This is a genomic window from Nostoc sp. (genome assembly GCF_036916735.1).
Lineage (GTDB): Bacteria > Cyanobacteriota > Cyanobacteriia > Cyanobacteriales > Nostocaceae > Nostoc.
In genome coordinates this window covers 1-14460 of sequence record NZ_JBALFV010000110.1, presented here as the reverse complement: position 1 = coordinate 14460, position 14460 = coordinate 1, and the positions used below count along the sequence as shown (strand labels likewise).

General features: G+C 40.2%; 9 protein-coding genes and 1 pseudogene. 3 read left to right on the top strand and 7 right to left on the bottom strand.

Annotated features, from left to right (window positions below; genetic code table 11):
• Positions 1-168: 168 nt before the first annotated feature.
• From V7L20_RS27710 to V7L20_RS27700, 3 genes are all read right to left on the bottom strand, one after another.
• Positions 169-516 carry a hypothetical protein gene (locus V7L20_RS27710; protein WP_334747155.1) on the bottom strand — a complete coding sequence of 116 codons (348 nt, stop codon included), beginning with the start codon at positions 514-516 and terminating at the stop codon, positions 169-171.
• 404 nt (positions 517-920) lie between these two features.
• Positions 921-1292, bottom strand: coding sequence for a hypothetical protein (locus V7L20_RS27705; RefSeq protein ID WP_334747154.1), 372 nt, complete (start codon positions 1290-1292; stop codon positions 921-923).
• Positions 1293-1957: 665 nt separating this feature from the next.
• Entirely contained in the window at positions 1958-4549 is a 2592-nt protein-coding gene (locus V7L20_RS27700) for a two-partner secretion domain-containing protein (protein ID WP_334747153.1), read from the bottom strand.
• 368 nt (positions 4550-4917) lie between these two features.
• Between V7L20_RS27700 and V7L20_RS27695 the strand changes: the two genes are divergently transcribed.
• From V7L20_RS27695 to V7L20_RS27685, 3 genes are all read left to right on the top strand, one after another.
• Positions 4918-5586, top strand: a complete 669-nt coding sequence (locus V7L20_RS27695; protein ID WP_334747152.1) for a response regulator transcription factor — start codon at positions 4918-4920, stop codon at positions 5584-5586.
• Positions 5586-7574, top strand: coding sequence for a CHASE2 domain-containing protein (locus V7L20_RS27690; protein WP_334747151.1), 1989 nt, complete (start codon positions 5586-5588; stop codon positions 7572-7574). Before V7L20_RS27695 ends, V7L20_RS27690 begins: the two co-directional genes overlap by 1 nt.
• Before the next feature lie 808 nt (positions 7575-8382).
• Positions 8383-11097 (top strand): CHAT domain-containing protein, encoded by a 2715-nt coding sequence (locus tag V7L20_RS27685; protein ID WP_334747150.1) that lies wholly within the window; start codon positions 8383-8385, stop codon positions 11095-11097.
• 153 nt (positions 11098-11250) lie between these two features.
• Here the strand turns inward: V7L20_RS27685 and V7L20_RS27680 are convergent, their stop codons facing one another.
• The 4 genes and pseudogenes from V7L20_RS27680 to V7L20_RS27665 form a co-directional block, all read right to left on the bottom strand.
• Entirely contained in the window at positions 11251-12033 is a 783-nt protein-coding gene (locus V7L20_RS27680) for a DUF928 domain-containing protein (RefSeq protein WP_334747149.1), read from the bottom strand.
• Between the two features lie 452 nt (positions 12034-12485).
• Entirely contained in the window at positions 12486-13586 is a 1101-nt protein-coding gene (aroC, locus tag V7L20_RS27675) for a chorismate synthase (protein WP_334747148.1), read from the bottom strand.
• The gene (locus V7L20_RS27670; RefSeq protein ID WP_334747147.1) at positions 13552-13911 is read right to left on the bottom strand and encodes a hypothetical protein; all 360 of its coding nucleotides are present in this window, start codon (positions 13909-13911) and stop codon (positions 13552-13554) included. The genes aroC and V7L20_RS27670 overlap by 35 nt, the downstream gene beginning before the upstream one ends.
• A gap of 447 nt (positions 13912-14358) precedes the next feature.
• Positions 14359-14460: pseudogene (locus V7L20_RS27665) on the bottom strand (photosystem II protein D1); the annotation flags it as partial.

The window sequence follows — 14460 nt, the reverse complement described above, 5'->3', positions numbered from 1 at the left end:
AATCAAGCTATGGGTATTGCTATTTACGTTTATTTGTGCTATCTTCATTGAAATAAAAAAGTAGGAGCGAAAACGACCTCGCCCCTACGAACTACAAGAAAAGAGTGTTACTCAGCTAAAAGCTTATGTGAGAGCATTCTTTTCTCTTTTAAGTTTTTCAGGATTCTACTAGGGGTAGTATTCAGGTTTGGGTTCTGCAGACTCCCAGTTGTTGTTAGCATAACCGTAAAAGTTACCTTTTGTGCCTGCTTTTAGAACGTATGGTTTACCTTTGCGATACTCATCAGCGTAAACATACCAATCTTTGTCACCCGTTACCTCGTACCAAGATGCTTTATTGTTAAAGCTGCCAAAACTGTCATATTTGCCTGAGATCTTTAGCTGATCTCCTGTATTAAAAGGATAGTCGGAAAGGAATAGGGCACCACCACTAACAGTAGCAGCAGCTTCATGGTCAAGGTCTTGCACCAATTCGATGCTATTGAGGTCTTGGGTTTGGTTGTTAATGTGAGACATTGTTTTTCTCCTTAGTTAATTGAGGAAGATTAGTAAGTTAAATCTGTGTGGCGGAGGCGTTTTAGGTGTTCGCCTTCACTTCACTCTTTTACAATAGATAAATTTGATTAGATGCACATCGTCAAGTTAGGAAATTGGTTTTCCAATTTTGGAAAGTCAATTTCCAAAGATAACTAAAACTTCTTAGGAACCCGAACAGGTAGATAATTGTAACCAACAAGTGTGAGGAGCAACAGTAGGTGCAGAGCTAATGAGAATCACCTCACCATTTGTGCTATTATCAGGCAAAAGAAAAAGTAGGAGCGAAAATGACCTCGCGCCTACAAATAAATTGCAACAAAAGGATGTTACTCAGCTAAAAGCTTATGTGAGAACATTCTTTTGTGTTTTAAGTTTTTCAGATTCTAGTACCCGTATCCAGATTGGGATGGTGAGTAGTATTCATCTCTGGGTTTTGCAGACTTCCAGTAGTTGTCCCTATAGTTGTAGAAGTTACCTTGTGTGTGCGCTTTTAGAACGTATGCTTCACCTTTGTAATTCTCATTAGAGTAGACATACCAATCTTTGTCACCCGTATTCTCATACCAAGATGCTTTACCGTTAAAGCTGCCTAAACTGTAAGAATCGCCTGTGTACCTTCTGATCTCTCCTTTACCATTATAGTAGTCGGAAAAGTATAAAGCACCACCACTAACAGTAGCAGCAGCTTCGTGGTCAAGGTCTTGCACCAATTCGATGCTATTGAAGTCTTGGGTTTGGTTGTTGGTGTGAGACATTGTTTTTCTCCTTAGTTAATTGAGGTAGATTAGTAAGTTGAGTCTGTGCGGCGCTGGCGTTTTAGGTGTTCGCCTTCACTTCACTCTTTTACAATAGATAAATTTGATTAGATGCACATCGTCAAGTTAGGAAATTGGTTTTCCAATTTTAGAAAGTCAATTTCCAAAGATAACTAAAACTTCTTAGGAACCCGAACAGGTAAATAATTGTAACCAACAAGTGTGAGGAGCAACAGTAGGTGCAAAGTTAATGAGAATCACCTCACCATTTGTGCTATCATCAGGCAAAAGAAAAAGTAGGGGCATTACGACCTCGCGCCTACAAATAAATTGCAACAAAAGGATGTTACTCAGCTAAAAGCTTATGTGAGAGCATTCTTTTCTATTTTAGGTTTCTCAGAATTTTAGTCTGCGATATGAAATAGAACCGAGCTAATTATACAGTTCTTACAGATTCCCAGTTGTTGTTAGCATAGCCGTAGAAGTTACCTTTTGTGCTTGCTTTTAGAACGTATGGTTTACTTTTGTAATACTTTGTGTACAGAAGTTAAATCTATAGTACGCGCCTGAGAGAACTAAATAAATTTGATTAGATGCACATCGTCAACTTAGGAAATTGGTTTTCCAATTTTGGAAAGTAAATTTCAGAAAATAATTAGGGATTCTTAAGAACCCAAACAGGTAGGTAAATGTAACCAAGAACTGTGAGGAGAAACAGTAGGTGCAGAGGCAGTGAGAATCACCTCACCATTAGAGCCGTACATCCATCCCTGAGCTTCAATCAGTGGCGCAGATTTACCAGAATAGTCAGGTTTGTTGCTAGTAGTAGGGTTTTCTAGGTCGAGAGCGTTTTCTTGTGGCGTTGAAATAGTTGCGCTCTGGATAGTCGGTATTTGATAAGTCTGATAGGGTGCGATTGAGGGGTCATCTGGCATCACTGGCAAACCTCCGTTTCCTGTAATGATGAATTTCCCTTCTGGTCGTTTACTGCGTGCAATGCAACTATTGGCAATTAATTGGGAAGTATCGATGATATTTGTGGGCAGAGCAGTCAAGCCTTGACTTGGGTTAACATCAGGGGTGTTGAGTTGCACTACACCATTAAATTCAGAACCACGAGCAGAACTAGCTGTAATGTCACTTAATGGCGTGGGTTGTAGACGAAACTGTGTGCCAAAGATGCCAGAAGCATTGACAATTACTTGACCGCCAAAGCTATCTTCAGCATTGGCGCTGATGTCACTATTTTCTCTAGGAACAGCCACTAGATTGTCGGTAGTAATCGTAATATTGCCACCAGTGGCACTACTGGTGGCATTGGTAGTGATGCTGCTATCTCGGCGTAGCAGTAAAAAATCGCGCGATCGCAAATTAATATTTCCCTGTCCTCCATTTGTCTCAGCAGTGATTTTTGCTTTGTTGTCAAGACGGATAGAGTCAGCATTGACTGTTATGTTACCTGCCGCACCATTTTTGCTATTGCTTGCTTGCAGTATAGCGCCATTAGTGACGGAAAACAGACTAGTTGTGATGTTAATGTCGTCACTGCTTCCTACGCCGCCTTCTAGCACATTGCTGAATGCTCCACTGGGGAATCCATTGCTATCCACTCCATCAAAGGAAACGGTATCGCGGGCAGTAATATTCACCCTACCTGCATCTCCCTGTCCAAAGGTAGCAGCAACCAGTCGAGCGCCATTTGTCAAAAAAAGCGAACCAGTTATGATGTTGATGTCGTCACTGATTCCTACGCTGCCTGGTGCCACATTGCTAAATGCTCCACTAGGGGATCCATCGCTATCCACTCCATCAAAGGAAACCGTATCACGGGCAGTAATATTTACACTACCTGCATTCCCCTGTCCAAAGGTAGCAGCAACCAGTTGAGCGCCATTTGTCAAAAAAAGCGAACCAGTTATGATGTTGATGTCGTCACTGATTCCTACGCCGCCTGGTGCCACATTGCTGAATGCTCCACTAGGGAATCCATCGCTACCCACTCCATCAAAGGAAACGGTATCGCGGGCAGTAATATTCACACTACCTGCATTCCCCTGTCCAAATGTAGCAGCAATTAGTTCAGCGCCATTCGTCAAAAAAAGCGAACCCGTTGTGATGTTGATATCGCCACCATTGCCGATGCCTTTAGACATCACGCTGCTGAATACATAACTTCTGTCAAAAGAAATCGTATCGCGGGCAGCAATCGCCACATTGCCTGCATTTCCCTGCCCAAAGGTGCTAGCTGTGACTTGAGAACCATTAGTTACCTCAAGCAAATCCGTTGTGATGTTGATGTTGCCGCCGTTGCCCACGGCGTTGCTTTGTACCTCATTAGAAATAATGCTACTATCTTTTAGCTTTATTGCTCCCTGTGCATTAACTTCAATATCCCCCGCTTGAGAGCCAACAGAACCCAACCCTGAATTTATCCCTGCCAGCAGGCTACTTCCTCTTGCCATATTCAAGTTTCTTGCATTGATGCCAATATTACCACCACCCCCAGCACGCACATTCACTTTCGCGTTTCCTGTGATGGATACATCTGTTCGCAACACCGAGTTGGGAAAATTCAAATCTAAAGACGAACCATTAGCAACTAGATTGATGCTTCCCTCTCCTGCCACACCTGTCAACTCCACACGTCCTCCCCGAGCGAGCAGTTGCCCACCATTCATACTGACATTGCCGCCTGCAAGTGCTAAAGTCTGACCGGAATTTACCTGTAGATTAGCTCCTTGTACCTCCACGCTCCCAGGATTGCTCGTATATTGTAAGCCAATGGGTACATTGATCGTCAGCAAAGGTGGAGTTTGAGAATTTACAATACTGAACTTAATACCATCGCTAAAATTAAGACTATTAGCTGTACTTGTAATAAATGAACCGCCAATATTTAGAGAGGCATGGGAATTAAAGACAATTCCATTCGGATTGATTAAAAATAAATTTGCAGTGCCATTTGCCCGAATCAACCCATCAATATTAGAGGCTGAGTTACCTGTAACGCGAGTGAAGATGTTCTGAATCAACGTGGCATCATTATTAAAAAACGCTTCCCCACCTGTCGGTACAGAAAACTCGCTAAAACTGTGGAACAGGTTGCTACCCCGAACCGTTCCCCCTTCAATTGTGCAAGCTGTGCATCCTGGCGCGACGCTGGAATTTACTGGTAGGGTATTATCTGGAACAATTTGAGCGTTGACAGGGTTAATTGTTACAAAAGTTGCGATCGCCAAAGCCGGGGCGTACTTCATCACACAGCATCCCATTATACTTATCGCCTCACTTGTATATAGCAGCGATTCCCAGCTTTGATAACACCTTAATTTAGCTTTCACAAGACTTCTTAACTCCTTACAACCAGTAGTTATACTACGTTATCAACTTTAATAAGTTGTTATATTTCTTAACTAAAGTGCTGATTTTCCAATTTTGGAAAACTAAATTCCTCAAACTGCAACACGTAGTCAGTTAATTATTTGTATCCTAGTCTTGAACGATAAGTTTTACTTAAATTGGAGATAAGCTTTACTTAAATAGCAAGTGAATTTTTAGCCAGAAAAACTTAGGCACTCCTATAGTTTTGGTAAGTTGAATAAATATATTAAAAAGTAAACCAGTTATGAACCGAGAGCCAAAACAAACTTTGCAAAAATTTTTAGTTGTTGATGACCATGAAGCAATTCTTCAAGGTACAATTCCAGCACTAAAAGAGAAATATCCTGAAACAGAAATCCTCGCCGCTCAAGATGCCCAAACTGCGTATCAGCAATTTGAACGCCACCACCCAGACTTGCTAATTGTTGATTTATGTCTGCCACAAAAGTTTCAAGCTCTAGCTCAGATTGAAGTTGGTATGGAACTGCTCAAAACTTTAATGTTAAGCCCTCTCGCCCCTAATTTAGTGGTGCTGAGTACCAATGTCAAACCGTTGGTACGTCTCAAACCGATAATTAATGCTTATGAAGGTGGCTTTGCCGCTATGGATAAATCTTTGCCAATCCGTGAAATGCTAAAGTTCGTTGACTTGGCATTACGCGGCTCTATTTATTTATCTTCAGAATTGCGATCGCGCCCAGAATTTGATCGAAAATGGATTGAGGTATTGACGCTGAAATACGAAGAGGGATTAACAGATAAAGCGATCGCGCAAAGAATGAAGTTGAGTGATCGCACTGTACGAAACTATTGGATTAGACTGCAAGATTCTTTGGGGGTTTATGATGAGCCTGGTAAAGAATTGAGAATTCAAATTGAGATAGCAGCTAGAAAAATCGGATTAATCAACTGATGAAATTGGCACTTCTTACTAAAAGTAATTTCTCTAAAAAAGCTTACAAACAATTGAAACTTTGGCAAGAAGTAGTGCTGCCAGGACTCTCAGTGGTAGGATTAATTATGCTTGTTCGCTCAACAGGATTATTGCAATCGCAAGAGTGGTTGGCTTTCGATCAATTGCTACGGCTGCGACCTAATGAAGACGTCGATTCGCGGTTGGTAATTGTGGGTATTGATGAAGAAGATATCAACTATGTAGGTAGGTTTCCCATACCAGATCGGGAAATCGCCCAAATGTTGAGCATCTTAAATAGCTACAAACCTAGAGTTATCGGTTTCGACCTTTTTAGAGATAAAAGTAATTCGGCTGATGCAGAGCTTGCGCCTGTTTGGAAAGAGAATCCAAATCTGATTGGAGTTGAAGTAGCATTAAATCAAAAGCAATCTTTTAATGTTAAACCACCGCCTGAGTTACCTCCCGAACGAGTCGGCTTTGCAGACCTCATCATAGATCCGGACGGAAAGCTGCGACGTAGCTTAATCGCAAGTAAAACTTACTCTGGAGAATTGAAATACTCCCTACCTCTGCGTTTAGCACAATTTTATTTGCGCGAACAAGGAATAAAATTTGCTCATGGCAGTCGCTCTTATGACCCTATCAAGTTCGGTTCTAGCGAGCTAGTTCGGTTTCTTCCTAATTCTGGGGGATATGTGGGAACTGATGCCAATGGCTTTCAGATGTTACTTAATTTTCGCTCTCATCCCCAACCTTTTCGTACCATATCCCTTAGAGATGTCCTCAATAAAAAAATTGATCCTAGCTGGATTTGCGATCGCATTGTGATTATTGGGATGACTGCCCCCAGCATTAAAGATAACTTTATCACCTCCGCAGCTAAAAATACACTTTATACCACGGCTTTAGGAGTTGAAGAGTCTGCTAATCAATACCAATGGATTTATGGTGTGGAAGTTCATGCTCATGCCACGAGCCAAATTATTAGTCATGTTTTAGACAGACGACCACTGTTAAAAGTATGGTCAGAAATTTGGGAGTATTTATGGATTTTAGCTTGGGGTTTATTCGGTATAATTCTAGGTTTAATCCTGCAATCTCCTGCAAAAACATTGTTGGCCCTTGGTGTAATTAGTATCGAAATCGTCGGAATTTGTTTTATTGGCCTTGTTCTGGGTTGGTGGATTCCTTTAGTACCAACCTTGTTAGCTCTTACGAGTGCAGGATTAACGACATTTTTTTTTGACCGAGATTTAAGAGCATTACTCGAACAGCGCAGTTTAACTCTTAAGCGCTCTTTTGAAGCAATTCATAATGGGCCTCTGCAAAGTCTAGCTGTGATCTTAAGGAATCTTGGCGAGGAAGAAATAGAGGCTGAGAAATTGCGATCGCAACTTGAACAACTAAATCGGGAGTTACGAATTATTCCTGAGTATCTCAGTCAAGAAATGCTCAGTCGCAATCATAGTATTTATTTAGAGGGAAATGAAGTTCTCGATTTACAAACTCCCATTGCTGAAATGCTTTATTATGTTTACGACATTACCTTAAAAAGAAATTTTCAAGGATTTGCTTCAATTCTAAGTTTTATTCCTCCTAATTTTGAACCATTAGAAGATTGCCAATTAAGTCCAAATCAAAAGCGAGGCTTATACCTTTTTTTGCAAGAAGCTTTATGTAATGTAGGTAAACATTCCCAAGGAGCTACCCGGCTTGATGTTATTTGTACGCAATCGTCGAAAGAATATTGCCTGCAAATAATTGATAACGGATTTGCAAATATATCTAAAAACTCTCAACGTGGCGGGCATGGAACAGAACAGGCTCAAGATTTAGCACGACAATTGAGAGGCAAGTTTCGACGATTTTCTCACTCTCCACAAGGTACTGTCTGCGAATTGACTTGGCCAATTGCAAGTACTTGGTGGCAAAGATGTTTGTATTTAGGCAATTGGAAATTTTTGCTTTGCAGAAAACAGGGATGAATTATTGAACCGTGTTTGTGCAGCGGACGCACCAGAAGGAATTAGGTTTGTGAATTCGCAAAAATTAAAAAGTATCCTGCAAATATATAACGCCAATCAAGAGGACATGATATTTTATCATGTCAGCTTGATTGCTTATTAAACCTGAATAAACCTACTTAAAATTGCTATTCTTTAATCCATCTTGCAACTAACCGATTACGCTTTCCATCAAATTCATTCACCCAGAGCATAGAGAGCTTAGTTTGAGTCTTTTTTTGATTCTGATTTAGAGAATTATTTGACAATACTGTTGGTTGTGGGCTAATTAAAGACTTGCTATAAGTACTTAAAATTTGCATATTTTTGTACTTTTGATTGTTTGATAAGTGTTAGTGATTAGAAAATTATTAAATGCAATTGTGTAAGGTTTAGTAGAGAAAATATCTAACTACATCTACCAGGAAGTACGGTGTAACATTGACGTACTAGCTGTTTGCTTTCATTGCATAATCTTAGAATAGATAGATTTAATTACAAATACATCCTCAAACTAGAAAATTAATTTTCCAATTTTGGAAATTTACTGAAGCGTATATGCAAACTATTTTTTTTAAAAAAGGTCAACGGTTTTTTCAAAAAGCTTAAATAAGCTAATGAGTACAAGACTTAGACAGTCAGATTAGGGGCATGGAGAAGAAGTTACCAATGACGACAGTTATAGATTGAATTTTTCTCGCCGACTTACTTAAGTATAAAAATATGTTAATTGCTACTTTAAGCAAACTCATCCTGTAAAATTCAGAGGTATAGTCTTCCTTATCCCATCATGCAACACTTTCTACATCGTATTCGTCGCGTTCAGGTAGTTTTATTCTTGACAACGCTGACTTTATGCTTGTGGTTAGCGCATCCTTCCTTAACAATTGGGCATAAAGGAATCGCAGAGATAACAACAGCCAAATCGTCGGCTTTAACACAGCGAGTACAGCAAGGACTTGAGCTGTATCAAGCTGGCGATATTCAAGCAGCAATCAATTCTTGGCAAGCAGCCCTTTCTAATCAACAGCGTCACAGTAATTATTCTCAGGAAATAAATATCCGGGCATACCTTGCCAGAGCATACCAACAAGTAGGTCAAATATCTGAAGCGATCGCCCAATTAAAACTAGTTATTGCTTACTATGGTCAAACAAACGAGCCCATAAAAGTAGAACGGATGCTGACAGAACAGGCTCAACTCTACACTAACCTGGGACAGCAGCGACGCGCAGTTACCATTTTGTGCGGTCAAAATCAAAGCAATGCAACCTGTAGCCCAGATAGTGCCATAGAAATTGCTCGTCAACAGTCAGATAATCTGGGCGAAGTAGCTGCTTGGGGTAGTTTGGGAAATGCTCATCGTCTCCAAGGCGAGTATGAGCAAGCTATTCAAGATTTTAAACGCAGCGATGAAATCGCCAAGCGCATCAATAATCAAGCTTACATAGTTTCTACTCTCAATGGTTTAGCTAATACTTACGCTAATCTGGCTAAGGGCAATCAGCGCCGTGCTGAATTCGCCAAAGAAATAGGCGATAAAGAAGCTGCCCAAAAATTTCAGCAATCCACTCTTAGTAATGATGGGCAAGCTGTACAGTATTTTGAGCAAAGTCTGAATCTAGCTCGTAGGCAAAATGATAAAGTAAATGAACTGCGATCGCTACTAGGTCTAGTTAGACTTTACTATCGGCAAGATCGCCAAGATAAAGCCATAGTTAATAATACATTAGAGCAAGCGATCCTCGTCTTAGAACAGGTGTCAGATTCTCACGATAAAGCCTATGCGGCAATTCAACTTGCTAATCTTTTACAACTCGTCACTCAGAAGAACAAGTCGATTAGTACTGAGCCAACAACTCAATGCTTAGAGTCAGAATTTTTACCCAAATCTGTTGAGCTACTCAATAAAGCCTTGTCCATAACTCAAAAAATACAGGATCGAGAGGCAGAATCTTTTGCCAAAGGCAGGTTAGGACACGTTTATGAATGTCTCCAAGATTACCAACAAGCTATAAATTTTACTCAACAAGCTCTTATTGGCACTGTTGCAAACGAGAGCCTTTACCTGTGGGCTTGGCAGGCGGGACGGCTATCTAGAGCCACAGGTCGGGTGAAAGAAGCGATTAATTTTTATGAACAATCTTTTGACAGCCTCAAAAGTATTCGCCGCGACCTTAGCTTAGAACAGCGAGATTTTCAATTTGACTTTCGAGACAATGTTGAACCAGTTTACCGTGAGTTACTTGAATTACGTTTAGAGCAAACTGAGCATCTTGTTCAAGCATCTGATATTCAACAGAATTTGGAATTTGCCCTTCTAGCCATAGATGAGTTAAGGCTAGCAGAACTACAAAATTATTTAGGTAATGATTGTGCTTTAGCACTGATTCAGCAACCAGTCCCATTAATAGGAAAAAACACTGCTGTCTTTAGTTCGATTATCTTGAAAGAGCGCCTGGCGATCGTTCTTAACTTGGCTGATGAGCATAAAAAATTGAAATCACGACTTGTTTGGGTGTCTGCTAACAGTCAGGAAGTCAAAGATGTAATCAATGACTTACGAATAAAACTAGAAAAACGCTCAGATTTGGAAAATAGTTATCAAGCCAGAGCAAAACAAGTGTATGACTGGTTCATTCGTCCTTTTATCAAAGATTTAGAAACAGAGAAAATTGAAACTTTAGTGTTTATCCAAGATGGAATTCTTCGGAGTATCCCGATGGGGGCGCTGTTTGATGGCAAGCAATTTTTGATTGAAAAGTATGCGATCGCCACTACCCCAGCACTAACTTTAACCAATACAATCCGCTATAACCCTGAAGAATTACGAATATTGGCTTTCGGCTTGACAGAGGCAGCTACCGTTGAAACGGATACGGGTGCAAAATTTTTTGAGCCGCTTAGTCAAGTTAAATTAGAGCTTAAAACTATTACAACGAGTTTACCTCAAAGCAAAGGCTTAGTAGATCAAGACTTTACACCTGAGCGCTTGCAACAAGAGTTAGAAAAAAAGACATACCCAGTAATTCATTTAGCAACACATGGCAAATTTGGTATTGATGATAGAGAAACGTTTTTGGTAACTGGTAAAAAAGTTGAAGCAAATCATCTAAAATCGAGCAGACCTGAGACTTATAATGGAAAATTGACAATAACCGACCTTTATCAACTAATTAGTAATACTCGCGATCGCAATAATCTGATACAGTTACTGACCTTGACAGCTTGTGAAACAGCAGTAGGTAGCGATCGTGAAACTCTAGGTCTAGCTGGTATCGCCATCCAAGCCGGATCTCAAAGTGCTATCGCTTCTCTATGGAAAGTTGATGATGCAGCAACAGCGCAACTGATTACCAAATTTTATCAAAGCTGGCACAGTGGACTAAGTAAAGCCAAAGCTTTACAGGCAACTCAAATAGCTTGGCTACAAGCGCATCAGCAGCAACTCGAAAGTCATCCTGGATACTGGGCATCATTCATTCTCATTGGTAACTGGCTTTAAATCAGTGAACAGTTAATAACTGTCTTAAATTTGAAATGTTTAAGTGTTTTTTGGTTGAAATTCAAACGTTTATACTAGTACACCACAGCGTAAATAGAGCAACCATTTAAAATCCATAAAAAGCCTATTCCATAATACTTTTGACTTTCGGTACTAGCGTTGCAATTGATGAATTGCGCTTTTTGTAAGTTCTACCTTAATTTGTTCTTTTAGTCCTGTTTCAGATGCATTTGCTACCTGTTCTAAAAGAGACATCTTTAATTCTCTTAGCCTCGGCTCATCCTTTGAGGTCAAAGCGATTTCTAAAGTGTTGTACCATAAATTAGCTTGGTTATATAGAATTGCTTTGTTTAGCACGTTATTAGTCTGGGACAGCTGCTTGTTCAAATTTGCTTGGACTGGAACTACTTTCATTGCAGCTGTAGCAAATGGATTGCCTGATGGGCGATTAGCGTCGCAGACTAATTCGACTTGCCAAAGATATCTTCGACCAACTAACAATTCTCGACTGGAAAGAGATAACACCATAATTCCTGGTGAACTTTTAAAATTTTCGTCTTTAATCTCTTTTACCAACTTAGCTCGTCTGCTAGCTTGGTCATACTCATAAAGCCGAAACTCCATTTGCGAGGAGGCGGAATTGCTGATAAACCAAGCAAATGTAGGATGGGTTGCCAAGGTTTGCCCATAAATTTGGGAAGGTGCAAGCAAAATGAGGGCTGGAATGCTACTTAAAGATGTTTCAGACTGAGTTTCGCATCCTCTAGAGCCACCTGAAGTTCCCGTAGTTTGAGGTGGAGGATCGTTAGAATTATTATTTTTTGCATCAGCTAATGCTGTTGTAGGCATCAATAACAATAAGCTCAAGCCAATATCAATAGATGTAAAAAGGCTTTTCCTCAAATATTTCTGGGAAGGGTGTAGTATCTGAGCCATATTCTACCTCGATAAGTTGCTAGGACAAGTCTTAAGAACATATCAGGTTAAACAACCTATATTTTACAAATGGGCTTGAAAATGCGGTTGTGTTGCAAAAACCAGTGCTGTCTAGTAAAAGTGCATAAGGCAGATAATTCAGCAGCGAAAGATACCTCGATTCAAATGGCAACACTTCCGTTGCAAAATTATTCTACTGTCTGTATGCTGATATGTGCGATATCCCGTCTCATATCGAAACATAAAAGAAAGGCTCGCACAAAAGTCTAAGCTTAGTCACAGAGTCTAAATATTTTTTGAGAGGGCGAGTTAAGATACCCACCCTAAGAAAATAAATATTTTGGCGTTGTAGAACAGTAAAATCAATTGGGGCAAGCAAGGGAAGGAAAAGGGGAATTTTGGAAGTTGCTAAATTATCCGGCTTTCTCTGCAACGCCAATATTTTTTGTCAGTCAAATGTATGTCGACAAGACCTTACACTGCCCATGATGCCTTAACAAATGGTCACACAGCACCAACGCCACCATTGCCTCAACCATTGGAACTGCACGCGGTAATACACAAGGATCATGGCGTCCTTTGGCTGCTAATAGCGTTTCTTCGCCTTCACGAGTTACCGTTTTCTGCTCTTTTCTAATTGTTGCTGTCGGCTTAAATGCAACTCGCAAAATGATATTTTCTCCGTTGGAAATCCCCCCTTGAATACCACCAGAACGGTTTGTTAGTGTGCGAATTTCACCACTTTGATCGATATAAAATTCATCGTTATGCTCAATTCCCGTTAGCAGCGTTCCCCCAAAACCCGAACCAATTTCAAAGCCTTTGCTAGCAGGAAGAGACATGACACCCTTAGCGATATCAGCTTCTAATTTATCAAATACTGGTTCGCCCAAACCTTTTGGTACATTTCGCGCCACACATTCTACTACACCGCCGATAGAATCACCAAGTCTACCAACTTGCTCAATTAATTCAATCATGCGATCGCCGCATTCAGCATCAGGACAGCGCACAATATTGCTTTCCACTTGTTCTAAGGTGACAGTATTTGGATCAACTACACCTTCCAAGTCTTTAATGCGCTTAACGTAAGCGATAACTTCGATATTGGCGGCTTGACGAAGAATTTTTTTAGCGATCGCACCTGCTGCTACTCTTCCGATTGTCTCACGCGCTGAGGATCTACCCCCACCTTGCCAATTGCGAATGCCATATTTGGCATCATAAGTTGCATCGGCGTGAGAAGGCCGATATTTCTCGGACATCTCGTCGTAGTCTTGGGGACGAGTGTCTTTGTTTCTCACCAAAATTGATATAGGCGTTCCCAGAGTTTTGCCTTCAAATACCCCTGATAAAATCTCGCAGGTATCCGCTTCTTTGCGAGGGGTAGTAATTTTACTTTGCCCGGGACGCCTTCTATCTAGTTCTACTTGAATTTCTTCTGCCGAAATTTCTAGTTGGGGAGGACAACCATCAATCACAACCCCCACACCGCCGCCGTGAGACTCGCCAAAAGTACTAATGCGAAATAGATGACCAAAAATATTGCCCATGATTTTGAGGAAAAAGGTGAGGCTTATGTATTCTACCTAGACTTATTGAAAAAGTTAATGTGTAAAAGTTAGCCAACATGGGAATGCCTTTAAGCTGGACAAAAACAGGCTGAAGTTGACTAGGAACATGGCTCACAAGCAAATCTGTTGCCATTGACAAATCTAGAATATAGCGATGTGAAGCACTACCGTCAGACCTAGCATTAATTTTTTGAGTAAGTCCAATAATTAAATTTTGATCGTTACCTTTATACTCTTCTAATAATAGTTTTTCTATCCAGTAGAAAAATTTTGGATCTTCCTTACTCAACCAATTAGATAACACTATGCTGTACCAGTAATACTCGGTCAATGATATATTCTTTTGCTGGCAAAATTCTTGTATTTTTTCTTGTGGTAAACTTCAAATCGGTTTGATGGTATATATATAAGTTTGAATATCATAATGGAATTCGTTTAGAAAATCAATTAAAAACTGTTTTTTGTCAATGAGTTCATTCTTATATTTAAGCAGTGTAGTTCCAATTTCATTAATCCGAGTTGCCAAGTTAGGTTCTATATACAAGGCTTTCCGTCTTAGACTTTGCAACCTGGGCTTAATCTCATTCGCGTGTAGTCTAGTTCTGTCTGGGGCCAAGCAAAATCTCCATTAACTTAGTTAATTCTATATCATAGTCAATTTCAAGAAACTTTTTGACTTAACAAAACTCACAAAAACAAAAAACGCCCTCCCTTGTGGGAGAGCGCTTTATTATTTAGTTAGAGCTTAGAATTAACCATTGATAGCCGGAGCAGTTAGAGCCACAGGAGCAACATCACCAGCAGCCAAATCTAAGGGGAAGTTGTGAGCATTACGCTCGTGCATTACTTCCAT